This is a genomic window from Mucilaginibacter segetis (assembly GCF_016522075.1).
Taxonomy (GTDB): domain Bacteria; phylum Bacteroidota; class Bacteroidia; order Sphingobacteriales; family Sphingobacteriaceae; genus Mucilaginibacter; species Mucilaginibacter segetis.
This window is the reverse complement of record NZ_JAEHFW010000001.1, coordinates 807,541-825,883: the sequence shown is the minus strand read 5'-3', so window position 1 is coordinate 825,883 and position 18,343 is coordinate 807,541. Positions and strand designations below refer to the sequence as shown.

Genomic DNA, 18,343 nt, shown 5'->3' with positions numbered 1-18,343 from the left:
TATTATAAACTGATTAGCCGCCAAACTACTATGCAAGCAAGAGCTTTGCCCTCAAAAACCTGTTTAAATCTATTGTTAATTTCGTTGGCTGTTATTTTGCTTTCAGTTGGCGGATGTAAGCAAAAAAACAATGATGATACTGACGACAACTCAAAAGCAAGCCCCCGTGAACTGGGGTTGGAGTACATCGGCAAAAATCAGCTTAATGAGGCCGAGGCTTCTTTTGTTAAAGCGATAAAGATAGACCCTGATAATGTTTCCAATTACATTATTTTATGCCGCCTGCATTTGCTGCAAAAGAATTATACCGCGGCTCAGGAACGTGCAGAAGCGGGGTTAAAGATCAGCCCGGGAAACACGGATCTGGAACTTATTTTAGCGGAAGCTTATGACAGGGCGGGCAACATCGAAAAAGCTTTGGCCGAGCTAAAAAAAATAATCACCGCCGATCCAAAAAACATTCAGGCTTACTACAAACTGGCTGCAATTTCTGGTAGCAATTTGCAATTAAAAAAGCAATACCTTTTAAAGGTAACTGCTTTGGCTCCGGCCAATATTGTACCGCAATTAGAACTGGCAGAAATTTATGCTGCCAATAACAAAACCGACTCGGCTCGCTATTTTCTGGAAAGCGTTAAAAAAATAGCGCCCGATTTTTCAGCTATCGCGGAGGTATCTTACCAAAAAGCGCTTTCCTTATTACAGGCCGGCAAACCTGCGGTGGCGATGACCGACTTAAAACGATTTCATGAAATAATGAAAACCACAGTGGCCTACTCTACCGGTAAGGATGATATCAGCGTTACCGAGTTAATGGCCGGGCTTTCTAATTTTACAACAAATGTAACTGCAACGCAGGGCAATGGCATGTCGGGCGATAGTCTTTATAAAACAATAAGATTTGCCGATGCTTCGCCCGTTACCGGCCTGGCACTTCAAAAACCGGTAAATGCTGAACGATCGGTATTAAGCGTTGCCGATTATGATGCTGAAGGAAATTTTTATGTGTACACCAGCTTTTCTTCTGACGGGAATTCATCTTCGCAAAGGCATCTTTTTATTACCAAATCCGGCACGTTTACCCAAAGCAAGGACATCAGTACCAGCGATTTTGACGGGCAGGATCTGGATGCCGCGTTTGTAGATTATGATAATGACGGTTACCTCGATCTTTTTATAGCCACAACAAAAGGCATAGTAATTTATAAAAACCAGGCTGACGGCACCCTGCACAAAATAGATGGTAATATTGGCCTGAGCAGTACGGCCGATACCCGCAAAATGTTATTTGCCGACCTGGATCAGGACGGTGATCTTGACTTGTACGTAGCTGCTAAAGGTGGCAACAAGTTCTTCAGGAATAACGGCGACGGTACGTTTACCGAAAACGCAGCCGCTATGGGCCTTAAGGGCGACCCTCGCGGCACGCTTGATATGGCTATGGGCGATTGGGATGCTGACGGCGATATGGACATCATTGCCCTGAAAGAAGACGGAAGCCTGCAATTACTTAACAATAACAGGCACGCCAGCTTTATGGATATTACCGAAAAAGCAGGATTAAATAACCCGAAATATAAGGGCAAAGTAGTGGTGTGCGATGATTATAACAACGACGGACTACTCGATCTGTTTATTGCAGGCAGCGCTGATGGCAACGCTACCCTGCTCCAAAATACAGATCACGGGTTTGTTGCTGATCATCAGTTTGATGCCTTAAATAAATCGCTTAAAGGGATAACCGTAAACGATGCGGCCTTTTTTGACTTTGATAACGACGGGCATAAAGACCTGCTGGTTGCTGGTGTAAATAGCAATGCCGCAGGTGGTGGGCTTCGCCTGTTTCATAACGACGGAAAAAAAGGCTTTAGTGATGTTACCGATCAGTTACCGCAAAATACAATGCCTGCCCGGCATATTAAAATAGTAGACTTTAATGCCGATGGTGACGAGGATATCTTTTTATCAGGGCCAAAGGGCGTACAACTCATAAGGAATGATGGCGGTAATGGAAATTATTTCATGAAGGTTGAACTTACCGGACTGGCCTATGGCAACAGCAAAAACAACCGCCTGGGTATTGGTGCAAGGGTAGAGTTAAAAGCAGGCGACCTGTATCAGGTTAAAACGGTAACCGGCCCCGTTACCGAATTTGGCGTAGGCGATAGAAACAAGCTGGATGCAGTACGCGTAATTTGGCCCAACGGCGTGCCTCAAACTATTGTAAACCCGGCTCGCGATCAACGTTTGCTTGAACAGGGCCAGCTAAAAGGTTCATGTCCGTTCCTGTTCACCTGGAACGGTAAGAAGTTTGAATTTATAAAAGATATGATGTGGCGAAGTGCGTTGGGCATGCCTTTGGCCGTAAAGGGCACCGATACCATACACGCATTTTCCGGCCCGTCAAAGGAATACCTGCTGATACCGGGCGAAAAACTACTACCGCAAAACGGCCGCTACACCATAAAAATAACCGAAGAACTTTGGGAGGCCATCTTCTTTGACAAGGTATCTATGTTAGCCGTAGATCATCCCGACTCGATAGATACTTATACCGACGAACGTTTTGTACCGCCTCCTTATCCGGGCATGAAATTATATACCGCTGCTGAAAAATATCTGCCGGTTTCCGCTACCGATGGCAGGGGGCACGATCTGTTACCAAAGCTGAGCCGGTACGATTTTCAATATGTTTCTAATTTCTCATTAGGTAAGTTTCAGGGAGTGGCGGATAGTCATGATCTAATTCTTGATCTGGGGAGCAAAGCCACAACTGATAGCCTGCATTTATTTTTAAGAGGATGGATCTTCCCTACCGATGCCAGCATTAACACCGAGCTTACCCAAACCGATAAGTATAAGGTGAATTTCCCCTCATTACAGGTGATCAATAAAAAGGGGCAATGGCAAACGGTAATTCAGGATCTGGGCTTCCCGATGGGAAGGGATAAAATGGTTATTGCTGATCTGTCCGGAAAATTCCTTACCAAAAACGACAGGCGTGTACGGATAAGAACCAATATGCAGATCTATTGGGATAATGCGTTCTTCACAACCGGCAACGCAAAGTCGCCGGTAAAAATAAGCACTATGACAATGACGTCAGCAAAGCTGGCTTACCGCGGCTACTCCGCATCGTACCGGAAAGGCGGCCCTTACGGGCCCGAATGGTTCGATTATTACAAAACATCCGCAGGGCAAAAATGGAGAGACCTTACGGGCTATTATACCCGTTATGGCGATGTATTACCCTTATTGCAACAAGCAGACGACCAATACATTATTGCCGATGGTGGCGATGAGGTAACCATTGATTTTGATGCGCTGAAATTACCTAAGTTACCCGCAGGCTGGAAACGCGACTTTTTGATATACAGCGAAGGCTGGGTTAAAGACGGCGACATGAACACCTCATACGGGCAAACAGTTGCTCCGCTACCGTTTCATAAAATGCCCGACTATCCGTATGGCAAAGGGGTTAATTACCCTGCAGACAGGCAGCACCGGGAATATCAGCAGAAATACAATACCCGCAAAGTAACCACACAGGATTTTAAAAATGCCTTAAAGGTGAACCCGGTGATAAGTAAGTAAGATAAAGTATTCCGGCATACAACTACAACGCTGCAGTTGTATGCCGGTACATATTTTTAGCAGACGGATCTAATAGTCCGGCAATGTTAACCAACTTAATTCTTTCGCGTATCAGGTTAGTAAAAGTGTCAATTTCAATTGTAGTGGGTTGGCCGGAATTTAATATAGCCAACAGATCAGCATAAGATTTATTTACTATTGTAGTAATGTATACATCTCCGGCATTAAGGAAGTATTCAGGTGCTTCACCTTTTAAACGCCCTTGTTCGTAAGCTATAGTTGCTGCAAAGTAAAGCATGCTCCAGGCGTTAAAAAGCTTAAAGTGCGGAATGCATAAATAGCATCCGGCAATTAGCATATCTATCAGCTTCAGTTCTTCAAAAATGGAATATTCGTAGTCCTTCAGGTTTATGTCAGCCCAATTTGGATCGTTCCTGAATTTACAAAGCCGGTCAGTTAATTTCTCCACTCCGCAAAGCGAGTGCGCAATACCCGGACTAAACAAGGGGTCTACAAATCCGGCGGTATTGGGCAACACGGCCCAACCCGGCCCGCAGCAGGCTTCAGTTTTTCTTTGCATTCTTGGTGTCTGGATAATGTTACCGGGAATTGACGTAAGCGTAGCATTAGCCAACATTTGACTTAAGGCGGGGTATTTATCAATAGTGCTGTTCCACACCCCTTCCGCTGAACACTGCCCTTGTTCGTTTTTGTGCCCATCAAGTACAATTCCTATACTCGTACGTTTATCATTAAAACGAAGTACCCACATCCAGCCATCATCCATCACATGATGCACGGCAGAATTATCAGGATCATACGGAAAATCATCCGTAGAAATTCCCTCTTTTTTTAATATCCCGCTCCATTCCGGAACATTGTTGAAGTGAGAGAACACAGCGAACGAATTGGTAAGAAAATCACTCGCTGATGAGCTTACGCCTAATAAATTATTTAATAAATTACCGCTTCCGGTGGCGTCAATAAAAAATCGCGCTTCAATGGTGTTGGTTGCGTTCTCTTTTTGGGTTTTGAACTCCCATTGCTTAGTTTTTATGGCCGATGTTATTTCCGTCAGGTCAGAATAAGTAATACCACTCTCTTTTACCTTGTTCACTAAAAAAGCATCAAAATCGGCACGCAGCCAGTTAGTGTCCGATCGGACATTGTCCGTACTGGCAGCCACCAGTAATTCATTGGTATGGCTATCATCCGTACTGAACTCCTTATAAGGAAAATGTTTAAAAAAGCTAAAACCCCGTTTAAGACCGCACACAATTTCCGGGTGGGATAATTGCCAACTGCCATAGCGCGAAAAATGCTGCAACCACGGCAGGTTATGCTTTACCGACAGATCGCGCAGTATCATATCTGCCACCGGGGTAGATGATTCCCCTATCGCGAAACGGGGGTGCTGCCCCCTTTCAACCAAAACCACCTTATAACCCGCGTTATGCAAAATAAGCGCTGTAAGCGAGCCGGCAAAACCGGCACCGGCTATCAGGATATCATAATGATGATTAGTTTCAGGCATGGGTGTCGCAATAACTACAGGAAACCTCGGGATAATTTTTTTGGTTGGCATTCATGGCATTTAGCCGCTGTTTGCGGGCCTCAAAGCAATGCGGACACGAAGAAAGGAAATCGATCTCCCAGGTATCAACAAATACCCGCCCCCGCTTAAGGTTCAGCGACCGTTCAAAAGCCTCTTCCAGATCATCCAGCCCGGGCGTGGTGTATAGCCCCTGTAAATGGAGTTTATCCATAATACCATTACCTGCCCTGGTGGCAATAACAGAGCAACACTGCGCACCGCTCTCAAAAGCGAACTCCACCGCTTTTACCGCCCAGTTAACATTCTCGGTTTTACCTTTTAAATAGGGTGGGTTAAGCAGTATAAATGTACGGACATCAATGCCGTTACTTGTTAAAAATTTGGCTGCACTCCTGAAATCTTCGGCCGTCATTTGTTTATTTAGCTTCGGTAAAACATCAGGGTGTATGGTTTCCAGGCCCATCGCTATTTCCAGCGTTCCGCTAAGCTGCTTGTTAAATTCCACACAGGCTTTTCCTGATAATTTAGGGTGATTTTCTACAATTACCCGCTCATAGCCGCGCAGCCTTTCCACTATCCCGGCGTAGTCTGATGGCGGTACAGCCTTCGGATCAAAAAAATTACTACTGTTATACAGCTTAACCACATCGGCATCAGGCAAGCGCTCCAACGAGTGATCGATCTGTTTTAAAATACTTCCGGGCGGTGTAGTGCCGGGTAAGGTGTTCTTCCACAGGTCGCACATCAGGCACTTAAAAGCACACTCCTTGCCCGTTAAAAAAATAGTATTTACCCTTCGTGTTCTTCCTTCCCGGTCCGGTTCGTGTTCGTGCATAAAATGATAGGGAACATCGGGGTCCAGCACATTTCTGGCTGGCCGTAATTGTTCAATTTCCCTGTTATCATGCATAAAGCGAATTAAAATATGCCCGGTATTCGGTTTCGTCCAGCGGGAACATCTGGTTAAAAGTATCTTCGGGTATCGCCCCCATCTGAAAACGACGCTTTTCAAACACCGGCATATCAAATCCTGTTACCGCTTTTACACCGCGCTGTACAATCTCGCCTTTCAGCGCGTACAATGCTTCTTCGCTCCAGTTGGTTAACTGGATAAACGGAATACCTTCGGCAACCTCAATAACGTTTGGCAGCGCGTACGGACTAAATCCCCTAAACCCAAACATTTTTGCCGGGGCATAGGAACGTACATGCCCCCTGCTTTGCCCGCCGGAATAGGTAAGCGAGTGCTTAATTTTATCAACGCCCCAGCCCTCCTGGTAAAGCATGGTGTTATTTAAAACGCTGCGAATAGTGAGCTCGGTGTTCTCTTCTATCGGATAGTCTTTCAGGTTTTCATCACCGCCGTCGCCATCAGCCAGGTATTTCCACTCCGGATAAAGTTTGCGTACCTGGTTAAATAAGGCTACCGCCATAGTTGCCGATTCCAGATCGCGCGGTTTATAATCTTCAATTACCTTGATGGCTTTTTTATAGTCGATATCAGATTCCGGCACATCTATCACTTCTAAAAACATCGACAAACCCAGTTTATCTAAAAACTGGTGTGCCTGCTGTGCATCGGTACCGTTATTTACCGAAAGGGTAAAGGCCTTTAAGCGCTGCGGCGACATGCCCATTTTAAGCATCAGGTGGTAAAGCACCAGAAAAACCGATCCGCTATCTATCCCGCCCGAAAACAAAACGCCTATCGGTTCATCTTCCGGGATTGATCGCAGCCATTTCTGGCATTCATTCGCCAGTGCCGATATATATATTTTTCCTATTTCGTTAATATCATCCGTTAATACGTTTCTTTTTGGTTCAAAAAAACGGGTATAAACCGGATTAGGATCCGGGCAGCCTATCACCTCTAACCGCACTACAAAATGTGCTGGAACCATACGGGTATAAGAGGGATGAAACTGTGTATGCAGTCCCCGGGTTTTCAGAAACTCATATATCTCATCAATACGTTCAGCAACAATAAGCAAAGGGCCTGCTACCTGTTTAGCCAAAAAGTAGCGCATGGGCCTGCCTATGGAACGCGCCAAAAAAACCTGCTGGCCTACCTTTTCCACTATGGCAAATTGCCCGTCAATGGCACGCACCCTTGCAGCATCGCCTGAAATTACTGCCGCCGAGGCTTCTTCCGGCGTCATATTAAAAATTATGTTATTGCTGTTATCTATCAGACTTACGTAGTCAGTTACGGGCTTTGTATTATTGTCCATTTTTAATGTCTAATTATGTTTATATGCTCAAAAGGTCACCGGTTAAAGACACAATTATTGCGGAGACCGGTTTACAGCCAAATATATTGTATTTTTCAGGGTTCCGAAAATAATCTGTTAATGAGGCTTTGAAATGTCACTTCAATAATTGAACTTTATAGCGTGCTCACCTATCGTAAACCTAAAAAACTGATCGCGTTGTTCCTGCTGGGAGCGTTCCTGCTAAATATGGTGGGCGATATCGCCGTGCATCAGTACCTGGTTTACAAGTCCGACAGGTTTTTTAATCACCAAACCAGTAAAGGTTTATACAAGGCCAACGATCTGACAGAAGTACGACTTCCGGTTAGTATGCCGGGGGTAAGTGATTGGGCTGGTTATGAGATGCTATCCGGCGAGGTGCGTTTTGCGGATGCCGCATACAATTACGTGGGTATGAAAATGACACATAACGCCATTTACCTGTTATGCGTACCCAATTACAAAACCACCAAATTATCCGGCAGGAATATCATACATGCGGAGAATATGGAACATCCGCCTGTGCAGTCAAAACAGCGTGTTCCATTTAATAAATTGAGCATGCTGAGTTATTTTAAGCTGGACGTATCTTCATACGAGTTCACTCTACATTACTCTTATACGCCTTTGAAGATGAGGCATACCGATGATGACCAAATCTTCAGGAACAACGACATCCCCGAACAGCCGCCGCAGGCCGGTTGCTGATGCTTTATCTGTAACCCACTATTTTCCGACTATACCTATTTTGGCTTTACCCTGATGCCTATAATTAACGGGGCAAACAAGCGAAAATGCGCTCAGCTTTATTCTTTGGATATACCTTAGTATAAGGCGTGGGTGTACCGGTATATAAGATAACTTTTGGTCAGGTATAACCTGATGTTTTATTCATAAATAAACGCTACTTATCAAATTATAGGAAAAACTAAAAACAAATAATGGAATTCATTAGCAATATATTTAACAATAACAATATGATATTCAGAAGTAAGGGCGCTTTCTGGATAGGTTTTACCGCAGTTGCCGTTGGGGTAGCCCTGCAATTACCCATGTATATAAATGCTGCTGACATGGGTTACAGGCTCGTAGGCATGAAAATGAGTACCACCATGAATTTGGGTATGCTTTTGGTGGTTGTGGGGCTATTTATAACCCTCTACAGCCTCGTGCCTTCATCTACCCAAAAAGAACATACCGGGTACGATCTTAAAGTGCGCGCGCTGGATGATGTACCACTTAACCTTACTCATGTTGGATTATTAATTGTAATGGCCATAGCTATTACACTTGATGTGATGAAACCTACCATTCTTTCCTTTGTAGTGCCGGGAGTTGCAAGGGAATACGGCTTGCGGTCGCCTGTTAACCCTCATGCCAGCATCCCCGTTGCGTTGCTGCCGCTGTCAGGTATTACAGGCACAGTTTTAGGTTCCTTTTTATGGGGATGGATGGGAGATAAAATAGGCAGAAAGGCCTCTATACTTATGGCGGGAATTACGTTCATCGCAACGAGTTCATGCGGATCGATGCCTTCATTTTGGATGAACTGTGTTATGTGCCTTATTATGGGATGGGGTGTTGGCGGTATGCTGCCCATTATGTTTACGCTTATGGCCGAAAGCATACCGGCCAGGCACCGTGGCTGGCTCATGGTACTTTTGGGCGGCGATATAGCCGGAGCGTACATCATCAGTAGTTCCCTGGCTTCGTGGCTGGTTCCGCATTATTCATGGCGTATACTTTGGCTTATCGGTTTTCCTACAGGGTTTATACTTATCCTGTTGAACCGATGGATACCCGAATCCCCCCGGTATCTGCTAAATCAGGGGCGGTTAAAGGAAGCGCAGGACGTAATGAAACGTTTTGGCGCGGTTGCCGTAAAGGAAACCATCTCATCTACAATTACAGATCCAAAGATTAAAGACAAGTTCCGGCATCTTTTCCGGCCACCGTTTCTTGGAATTACCGCCACCATGGCGCTATTGGCACTGGGGGGCGGTTTTGTACAGTTTGGGTTTGAATTATGGATTCCCTCCAACCTGCAGCACATGGGCCTTTCAGAAGCCGGCTCGTTTGAGTTATTACGAAACGCGGCGCTTATTGGTTTCCCGCTAAACTTCGTTATTGCCTGGATGTATGGCTTTTGGAGCAGTAAACGTACCATTATACTGTTAACATTACTTACGGCGGCATCAATGCTTGGCTTTTTATTCGCAGGTAACTCCATCATACACCATCGTGTATTGCTCTATATTTTACTCATCATCCCTATTTGGGGAATCAGTTCCGTAATATCTGTGCTATCTGCCTATGCCGCCGAAGTTTATCCAACAAGGGTACGTTCGCGCGGAAGCGGCCTTATAGCTGGGTTCAGCAAATTCGGTGGGGTATTGGTAATTGCAGTAGTTGTTTTGGCTATTGCTCCCCCGTCAATCGCTGTAACTGCCTTAGTTGGTGCTATACCCCTTATATTAGCTGCCATCGCAATAACTTTATACGGAGTTGAAACCCAAAAACGCAAGCTGGAAGATATCACTGAAGAACAATTTCGGGCAGTAGAGATAATAAAAGAAAAAAATTAACAGATTAACATTTCACGCGTATTTTGCTGGTATTATACCATCATCTGATAAATCAAGTAAACTATCAACCTAAAAACTGCACCTCTAAAAGTTGCACAAAAAAATATGAGATCAAGAACCTTAAAAATTTTCGCAATGCCTGTAATTGCGGTATATATTACCTGGACCATATACATGATAGTCACCAATAGCTGGAAACTATTCTATCATTATTTTTTTATGAGCATTACCATGATATTCGGTTCATTTGTTGCCGGTGGAAGCGCAGAGGGTGGCGGCGCCGTTGCCTTCCCGGTAATGACACTCATTTTTAAAATTCACCCTGCCGATGCCCGTAACTTTAGCCTGGCCATCCAAAGTATCGGAATGACGGCTGCTACCTTATGGATAATTGCCCGTAAGATCCGTATCGAAAAAACCTACCTCACACTGGCTTTTATTGGCGCCACGGCAGGTATTATATTCAGCACTTATTTCATAGCCCCTTTTACACCGCCTGCATACGCTAAAATGCTGTTCGTATCTTTTTGGCTGAGCTTTGGCATCGCTTTATTTGTAGTTAACTACTATCGCCGCCGTAATATATGCGAGCAGCTCCCCGACCTGAGCCATTACCAGCAGGCCGAACTGATAGCCATTGGTTTTATAGGTGGTATACTGAGCGCCATATTTGGCAGCGGTATAGACATCTGTACCTTTGCCTTCATCACCATGAAATATAATTTATCCGAAAAGGTGGCCACTCCTACCTCTGTAGTGTTAATGGCCTCTAATGCCATTATCGGTTTTTTATTACATCAATTTATTATTGCCGATGTGGCCCCGGTGGTATATAACTACTGGCTGGTATGCATTCCGGTAGTAATGTTAGGTGCACCGTTCGGCGCGCTGGTAGTAAGCAAGGCTAAACGCTTGCATATCGTTAATTTTTTATGTGCTGTTATACTAATTCAATTTGTGGGGGCTATATTTATCATTAAGCCATCCGGCAGATTACTGTGGTTTTCGGCAGGTGGGTTCCTCATCGGGATGATCGTATTTTTCCTGCTCACCCTACGTAACAAAACGCCACTCAATGTTCCGGATCAGCTATCGGAAGTTAATGCTGATGATTAAGGAACTGCAAGATCAGGGTAAGCGCGAATGCCTTTCGGGGCATTAACTATTTATTAAGATTTACCTGTAATTCAGGCGCGCTTACCAATTCAAATGTTGCTGATGCAAAACGGACCTTACCGTCGCTGTTATCAACTGCTTTTAGTATTTGTGTAAATAATGCTGTTTTGGTAAACCGGCGTTTTTTATAGTTCACTACATAACGCAGCGTAAAGTCCACACAGCTATCACTTGCAACGAGCGATACCATGGGGGCGGTTTGTGCCTCTTCCAGGCGATATTTGTTTTGCAGTTGGTTCCATTTGGCCTGAAGCAGCTCTGTAAGGTCACCAGCTACGGAATTGCCTGCGGCCAGTAAAATCGATCTTACTTGGTCATAATCGCTGCCATACTGTACGTGTACCTTTATCTCATCCCACAAAAAGGGAAAATCGCCGGAATAATTAAATACCGGCTCTTTAAACACAAAACTATTAGCTATGAGTACTATGCGGCCGTTATACAGATCGCCCTCTACCCACTGGCCGGTTTCCATTATGGTGGTACGCAAAACGCCTATATCCATCACATCTCCTTTAATACCGCCCAACTGTACCCGGTCTCCGGTTTTGTAAAAACCACCAAACATGATCATCAGCCAGCCCGCAAAGGATGCAATAACCTCTTGCAGGGCAAAGGCTATACCGGCCCCCGCCACCCCTAAAGCAATGGTAAGGCCGCCAAGCTTATCGCTATAGATCACCGTAATTAATACCAGTGTTAACAGGTAGCCGATAAAATTGCTCAGCTTTTTTGCCTTATAGCTATTCTCGTTGCTTTTGATCCTTGAAAACAGGTTTTTTTGGAGCGATTTAATTATTACCCATATAATGGCCGTTCCTACAAGCAGGGTTACTATTTTGCCTATGGTGGGGTTAAAAAGAAATTCCTTTAGCTGCTGCTCCATGTTATTCCTTGTTTTTAATATTAAAACCGGGTGCCGTATAATCTTCAGGCAGGTAATCTGATGGTATAGTGGTGGGATTACCATCTCTGAGTGCCTTGTAATGAGGCGACATGATCTCTACACCTGCTTCATTGAATTTATCCTGAATATTGGCATGCAGCGACGAATAGATCTTTGCCTGCCTGTTCGGTTCCTTGGTAAAGGCGTTAATACGATAGCTTACATAATAATCATCCAAACTGGTTTGCAGCACATAAGGTTCTGGTGTTTTTTCAACCATATCTGTTGCCAGTGCCGCGTCAATCAGCAATTGGTGTACCTGTCGCCAGGGTACATCGTAGCCTATGGTAACCGTTGTGTGTACTATTAAACCGTTCAGCGGCGCCTCGCTGCTGTAATTTAAAGTATGGTTATTCATCACGTTGGAGTTAGGGATCGAGATCACCTCATTCTGAATGGTGCGTATGCGGGTTACCAGTAACGATTTTCCTATAATATCGCCTGTAACCTCACCTATCTTTACCCGGTCACCGATCTTAAAGGCACGCATATAGGTAAGTACCAGCCCCGCTACCACATTACCCAGCGCACCTGCCGAGCCAAAAGTGAACAACACCCCTATAAATACCGATACACCTTTAAATATCCCGGAATTTGACCCCGGCATGTAAGGGAAGATCACTACCAGCATAAATGCCAGTATCAGCACCCTAACTATCTGATAAGTAGGATTCGCCCAATCCGCGTAAAAGCCGGGTATGGTAAGCCGGTTACTGCTGATCTCGTTTTTTATAAAACGGATAAATTTGAGTACGTACCGGAAAATAACCACCACTATAAGAATGGTGATCAGGTTAGGGATGTAGTGCCAAACTGCTAAAGCGATCTTTTTTAAAGGGCTCATGATATAGCCAAGCAACAGATTGGAAATATCCCGGGTAAAAGGGAATATCCCGAACAGTACCGGCAGTGCCAGGTAAATAACCAGTATTATCACCAGCCATTTTATAACGGTAAACAAACCATGCAATACCTGTACCTGTCTTGCAGCGTTCAGTAATTCATAATTTTTGATACGTATACCCCTGCTGTACCAGGCTTCCTCGGTAGAAGTACGTATAACTATCAATTTAAACAAACGGTTAATTCCGTATATAAGCAGCCAAACCACCGCAATAACCAGCAGTGCCAGTAAACCCTGTTTTAGTAATGTTTGCCAGTTAGTTTCCTTTTGATAAACAGTAACAGCGTTAACAATTTGCCGTTTATATTTTGCAGCAAGACTATCGCGGCTGGTGCCTGCCCAAAGTGCATCCTGTTCAGAAACGGAAAGCAATAAAACATCCTTATAAAACAAATCGATTGACTGATCAGCGGGGACCAGTTTTACAGAATCTGCTTTAAAATCATACGTGCCGCCCAAATTATGTATCCTTTTGCTTACCGCAACAGCCCTGTCCTTCGGAAGGAAACTCCCCTGCCGGGTATAAACGTAAAACAGGGTATCAAGAAAAGGAACCACCGGATATCCCTTAACAAAATGGCGCAGGGAATCTACCTGTTGCTGCTGGCGTACCCTGCGTATGGAGTCGCGATCCTTAATTGCAGCCAGTTCTTTGATCAGTGCTTCCTTCTGCAGTCTGTCGGTACTGGTAAGTCCGGCAACCTGTTTTTCTAACTCTACTTTTTTTAATGAATCGGCCAGGCGCTCTGCAGAGAGGCGTTGTACCAGATTAAACTGATCATTAAGCTGCGCATGCAAAACTGAATCCTGTTGGGCATTAAGGGTGTCCTTTTTTTGGGCTATACAGGGTATTACGCCTGTAAAGGTTAGCCAAAATAATAGTATCAGGAACGGCTTCATAGCAAGTAATTTTTTACTTCAAAAATAAACAATTGATGAAGCTATTTAATATTCTGGCAATATCAACATATCTCAGCATAAAATTTAAACCGCAGGGGAGTAAAACAGATAAATCCGGCAACTGCTTATTGGCTTACCTTTTTATACACTATAGCATAATCTTTATTCGTATTCGTACTAAAACCGCTAAAAGTTAGCGTATCATCACTAACGTCTATTTTCTGACAAGTTTGGTTTCTGTCCATCACAATAAAAACATCTCCCGGCTTCAGCTCCTTTATATTGTTCACATCAAAAGGGCATTTTGCGGATAGTTTGAATTTTTCGAATTCCGGCTTTTTTGCTACACCCTCTTCAGTGAATTTAACAGTAGAATCTTTAAATTCTACCCAGCGAAAGGGATATTCCGTTTCTTTCCATTTGCCTTGCAGCTTTGCCATCATGTCGGGCCTAATTATGGCGGCAGTGTCGGTTGAAACGGTGTCAGCTGATGTTTCCGCAATTGTTGTTCCTGTGGTATCATCCTGTGTTTATGCAGATCCGGAGGTTTTACTCTTGCAGGAAAAAAAACCTAACGCAAGCATCATTATTACTACACTAATTTTTAATTTCATTTTATTGGTGGTTTAATACTTATTTGGTATTTATGATACGGCAATTAAGCCGACTCTAATATTTAAACAACAAGTAGCAGTAAGTGTTCACCAACATATATTATTCCTATGAGCCTTTCTTCCAATGACATTATTGACCTCGGCACACGTGCCGCACATGTAACCGAACATTATGCTAATTTTGCTTTATCCGAAGTGAACGATCACGTAGTAAGGATGGGCGTGATGACGGAAGATTTTTACTGGCACTATCACCCAAACTCTGACGAAACCTTCCTGGTGGTAGAAGGCACTTTATTGCTGGATACCGACGGGCAAACACTGGAATTACAGCCGGGACAAATGATCACCGTGCCTAAAAACATACCGCATCGTACAAGGCCAAAAGGTGGGCGCTCGGTAAACATCACCATAGAACTCACTGCCATGCAAACTGTGCGGATAGAGCGTTGAGTAAGTTTTGCTGCTACTCGATATAACAATAAATAAAAAATCCCCCGGCGAAATGCTCAGGGGACTTTTTATTTTATAGCTATTGTACGGGCTTAGTCGAACTTATCTAAATTCATTACTTTATCCCAGGCGGCAACAAAATCTTTCACAAATTTATCACCTCCATCCGCGCTCGCGTAAACCTCGGCTATGGCTCTTAATTCTGAATTTGAGCCAAACACCAGGTCGGCACGGGTACCGGTCCATTTCACCTGTCCTGTAGCACGGTCGCTGCCTTCATAAATTTCCCTGTCCTCACCTAAAGCCTTCCATGCTGTATTCATATCCAGCAGATTCACAAAAAAATCATTGGTGAGCAAGCCGGGCCGCGAAGTGAAAACACCGTGTTTGGAACCGTCAAAGTTGGTATCCAGTGCCCGCATGCCCCCTACCAGCACAGTTAATTCCGGTGCGGTAAGTGTAAGTAATTGCGCCTTATCTATCAGCAATTCTTCGGTAGATACCTGCATTTTTGATTTGCGGTAATTACGGAAACCATCTGCAAGGGGCTCCAGGTAACCAAATGATTCCACATCGGTTTTTTCCTGTGAGGCATCCATACGGCCGGGGGTAAAAGGTACCGTGATGCTATGGCGGGCGTCATTAGCAGCTTTTTCAACCGCCGCGCAACCCGCCAGTACGATCAGATCTGCAAGTGATATCTTTTTACCGTCTGCCCGGGCGGAGTTAAATTCCGTTTGGATGCCTTCCAATACCCCTAAAGTCTTTTGTAGTTGTACGGGATTATTCACCCGCCAATATCTTTGCGGGGCCAGGCGAACGCGTGCACCATTGGCGCCGCCACGTTTATCGGATCCGCGGAAGGTAGAGGCCGATGCCCATGCAGTAGAAACCAACTCAGCTACACTTAAACCTGATTGCAGTACTTTCGCTTTTAAGCCTGTAATATCATTATCATCAACTAATGGATGATCAACCGCCGGGATAGGATCCTGCCAAAGCAATTCTTCCTGCGGCACTTCCGGTCCAAGATAACGGGCCACCGGCCCCATATCGCGGTGGGTTAATTTATACCAGGCACGTGCAAACGCATCCGAAAACGCTTCGTGATCTTCTAAAAACTTCCTTGATATTTTCTCGTACGCCGGATCAAACCTTAAGGCAAGATCGGTAGTAAGCATGGTTGGCCTGCGTTTCTTATTAGCATCAAACGCATCAGGAATAAATTCTTCGGCATTTTTGGCTACCCATTGGTGAGCGCCTCCAGGGCTTTTGGTTAGTTCCCATTCAAAACCGAACAGATTCTCAAAAAAGTTATTGCTCCATTGGGTAGGCGTTTTTGTCCAGGTTACTTCCAGTCCGCTGGTAATAGTATCGCCGCCTTTACCAGAGCCATAGCTGTTACTCCAGCCAAAACCCTGCTGTTCAATCCCGGCAGCTTCGGGTTCCTTACCTACGTGATCCGCAGTAGCGGCACCGTGGGTTTTACCAAAACTGTGACCACCGGCTATCAGGGCAACGGTTTCTTCATCATTCATGGCCATACGGCCAAAGGTATCGCGGATATCCTTAGCGGCCATGATCGGGTCGGGGTTTCCATCGGGCCCTTCCGGGTTCACATATATCAGCCCCATCTGCACGGCAGCAAGAGGTTTCTCCAAATTACGGGAGTGAACGTCACCATCGGCATCGTCGTCAGATACCAGCACGCCGTGCCCTTCTACAACACCATCGGAACCATGCGCATAACGGATATCACCGCCTAACCATGTTCTTTCAGCACCCCAGTATACTGATTCATCCGGTTCCCATACATCCTCACGTCCGCCCGCAAAGCCAAAGGTTTTAAAACCCATGGACTCCAGCGCTACGTTTCCAGTCAGGATCATCAGATCGGCCCATGAAATATTGCGGCCATATTTTTGTTTGACAGGCCAAAGTAACCTGCGCGCCTTATCCAAACTTACGTTATCAGGCCAGCTATTTAACGGGGCAAAACGCTGTAAACCTGCGCCGCCGCCGCCACGACCATCGGTTACGCGGTAAGTACCTGCGCTGTGCCAGGCCATGCGGATAAATAAACCACCGTAATGACCAAAATCGGCAGGCCACCAGTCCTGCGAGTCGGTCATTAAAGCATGCAGGTCTGCTTTTACAGCTGCCAGATCAAGACTTTTAAAAGCTTCGGCATAATTAAAGTCCTTATCCATCGGGTTTGAGGATGGATGGTTCTGCCGAAGTATGCTAAGCTTTAACTGATTAGGCCACCAGTCGCGGTTACGGGTACCGCCGCCGCCAACATTATTTTTCATGGCGCCGTTGTGAAACGGGCATTTGCTGATATCATTCGATTCGTTTTCCATTTTCTCGGTTTATTATTGTAAAATCTAAATTTAGGACATTACATCAAATAATCACAATCGATTAATTCTATACTTCAATAGTTAAAACCTATGAGGATCCGCGTTTATATTAAACAATAACTATTAAATTTCCAGCATTCTGCAACAAGTATCAAACTTGCTACATTCATATGTAAACACATCTTAAATACTACCTTTAAACATTCAGCAACTAAATAAATGCAAGCTTCAACAACATTAATCCTGAGTAGAATTATTTTGTTCGTGCACAATGTAGATAAGCTCACCTCCTTTTACACCGCTAATTTCGGACTGGCCGTGACTGAAGAGATAAAGGGCGAATGGGTGGTTTTAAACGCCGGGAGCCTGGAAATAGCCCTGCACAAAGCCGGAAACGCATATGAAACCGGAACCGAAAACAATACCAAACTGGTGTTTTTAACCGATGCGCTGGAACAAGTGAGAAACAACCTGCTAAGTAATGGCGCGCAAATGCGTGAGGTTAAATCTTTTGAGGGAATAAACTCTTTGTTCTGCGATGGCGAGGACCCGGAAGGCAATGTGTTCCAGTTAGAGCAGCGATTAGGTTAAAAATAATTTAAAGTATCTCAACTTTTCTTTTTCCGGTTCAAATAAACATATCCACCTAAAACCGACGATGGTGCAAATAACACAATGGCCTGCCACTGTGTCCAAGTGCTGCCATCGGATTTGAACATGGAGAACGCCGCGAAAACCGCTATCACCATAGCAAGCACAACATTTAGCCCTATGGTGCCCGACCGGGCAATAAGCTGCAACACAAACCCGCTTAACACCGAGAAAAATATACCGTACACGGCTGTGACCACCTGGAAACCAACCGAAGCCGGAGCATGCGGCTTTTGCCCGGTAAACCTGAACAATGCCACAGCGCTTAATACAAAAATAAGATAGCCAACAACAACCGCCGTTACCTTCATAATGATGTTTAGCTTTTCAACCTTTAATGCTATAAATTT

At 44.7% G+C, this 18,343-nt stretch carries 15 protein-coding genes; 7 read left to right on the top strand and 8 right to left on the bottom strand.

Going from position 1 to position 18,343, the window contains the following annotated elements; all coding sequences use genetic code 11:
• The first annotated feature begins 30 nt into the window (after positions 1–30).
• Entirely contained in the window at positions 31–3,594 is a 3,564-nt protein-coding gene (locus I5M19_RS03875; RefSeq protein ID WP_200064211.1) for a CRTAC1 family protein, read from the top strand.
• 22 nt (positions 3,595–3,616) lie between these two features.
• Here the strand turns inward: I5M19_RS03875 and I5M19_RS03870 are convergent, their stop codons facing one another.
• Genes I5M19_RS03870 through I5M19_RS03860 form a run of 3 tightly spaced genes read right to left on the bottom strand, consistent with a single transcriptional unit; the run spans position 3,617 to position 7,380 of the window.
• On the bottom strand, positions 3,617–5,179 hold the full coding sequence (locus I5M19_RS03870) for an NAD(P)/FAD-dependent oxidoreductase (protein WP_200064209.1): 1,563 nt from the start codon (positions 5,177–5,179) through the stop codon (positions 3,617–3,619).
• Positions 5,121–6,059 (bottom strand): hypothetical protein, encoded by a 939-nt coding sequence (locus I5M19_RS03865; RefSeq protein ID WP_200064208.1) that lies wholly within the window; start codon positions 6,057–6,059, stop codon positions 5,121–5,123. The genes I5M19_RS03870 and I5M19_RS03865 overlap by 59 nt, the downstream gene beginning before the upstream one ends.
• On the bottom strand, positions 6,052–7,380 hold the full coding sequence (locus tag I5M19_RS03860; RefSeq protein WP_200064206.1) for an asparagine synthase-related protein: 1,329 nt from the start codon (positions 7,378–7,380) through the stop codon (positions 6,052–6,054). Before I5M19_RS03860 ends, I5M19_RS03865 begins: the two co-directional genes overlap by 8 nt.
• A 162-nt stretch (positions 7,381–7,542) precedes the next feature.
• On the opposite strand from I5M19_RS03860, the gene I5M19_RS03855 reads away from it, so the two are divergent.
• The 3 genes from I5M19_RS03855 to I5M19_RS03845 all read left to right on the top strand — a co-directional run bounded on the left by I5M19_RS03855 (position 7,543) and on the right by I5M19_RS03845 (position 11,102).
• Positions 7,543–8,109: a hypothetical protein gene (locus I5M19_RS03855; protein ID WP_200064204.1), complete on the top strand. Its 567-nt coding sequence runs from the start codon at positions 7,543–7,545 to the stop codon at positions 8,107–8,109.
• Between the two features lie 269 nt (positions 8,110–8,378).
• Positions 8,379–9,986 (top strand): MFS transporter, encoded by a 1,608-nt coding sequence (locus I5M19_RS03850; RefSeq protein ID WP_200064202.1) that lies wholly within the window; start codon positions 8,379–8,381, stop codon positions 9,984–9,986.
• Positions 9,987–10,091: 105 nt separating this feature from the next.
• Positions 10,092–11,102 (top strand): sulfite exporter TauE/SafE family protein, encoded by a 1,011-nt coding sequence (locus I5M19_RS03845; RefSeq protein WP_200064200.1) that lies wholly within the window; start codon positions 10,092–10,094, stop codon positions 11,100–11,102.
• 46 nt (positions 11,103–11,148) lie between these two features.
• Here the strand turns inward: I5M19_RS03845 and I5M19_RS03840 are convergent, their stop codons facing one another.
• The 3 genes from I5M19_RS03840 to I5M19_RS03830 all read right to left on the bottom strand — a co-directional run bounded on the left by I5M19_RS03840 (position 11,149) and on the right by I5M19_RS03830 (position 14,352).
• Positions 11,149–12,048, bottom strand: coding sequence for a mechanosensitive ion channel family protein (locus I5M19_RS03840; RefSeq protein ID WP_200064198.1), 900 nt, complete (start codon positions 12,046–12,048; stop codon positions 11,149–11,151).
• Position 12,049: 1 nt separating this feature from the next.
• On the bottom strand, positions 12,050–13,912 hold the full coding sequence (locus tag I5M19_RS03835; protein WP_200064196.1) for a mechanosensitive ion channel family protein: 1,863 nt from the start codon (positions 13,910–13,912) through the stop codon (positions 12,050–12,052).
• Positions 13,913–14,037: 125 nt separating this feature from the next.
• On the bottom strand, positions 14,038–14,352 hold the full coding sequence (locus I5M19_RS03830; RefSeq protein WP_214653019.1) for a hypothetical protein: 315 nt from the start codon (positions 14,350–14,352) through the stop codon (positions 14,038–14,040).
• Position 14,353: 1 nt separating this feature from the next.
• Here I5M19_RS03830 and I5M19_RS03825 point away from each other — a divergent pair, with 1 nt between their 5' ends.
• Together I5M19_RS03825 and I5M19_RS03820 are read left to right on the top strand one after the other, a co-directional pair.
• Entirely contained in the window at positions 14,354–14,542 is a 189-nt protein-coding gene (locus I5M19_RS03825) for a hypothetical protein (protein WP_200064192.1), read from the top strand.
• Positions 14,543–14,634: 92 nt separating this feature from the next.
• On the top strand, positions 14,635–14,979 hold the full coding sequence (locus tag I5M19_RS03820; protein WP_200064190.1) for a cupin domain-containing protein: 345 nt from the start codon (positions 14,635–14,637) through the stop codon (positions 14,977–14,979).
• A gap of 92 nt (positions 14,980–15,071) precedes the next feature.
• On the opposite strand, the gene katG is transcribed toward I5M19_RS03820, so the two are convergent.
• Complete coding sequence (katG, locus tag I5M19_RS03815) at positions 15,072–17,342, bottom strand: catalase/peroxidase HPI (RefSeq protein WP_200064189.1); 2,271 nt, start codon at positions 17,340–17,342, stop codon at positions 15,072–15,074.
• Positions 17,343–17,561: 219 nt separating this feature from the next.
• Between katG and I5M19_RS03810 the strand changes: the two genes are divergently transcribed.
• On the top strand, positions 17,562–17,933 hold the full coding sequence (locus I5M19_RS03810) for a VOC family protein (protein WP_200064188.1): 372 nt from the start codon (positions 17,562–17,564) through the stop codon (positions 17,931–17,933).
• Positions 17,934–17,950: 17 nt separating this feature from the next.
• Here the strand turns inward: I5M19_RS03810 and I5M19_RS03805 are convergent, their stop codons facing one another.
• A complete protein-coding gene (locus tag I5M19_RS03805) occupies positions 17,951–18,304 on the bottom strand; it encodes a hypothetical protein (RefSeq protein WP_200064187.1) in 354 nt (117 codons plus the stop codon).
• Positions 18,305–18,343: the final 39 nt, after the last annotated feature.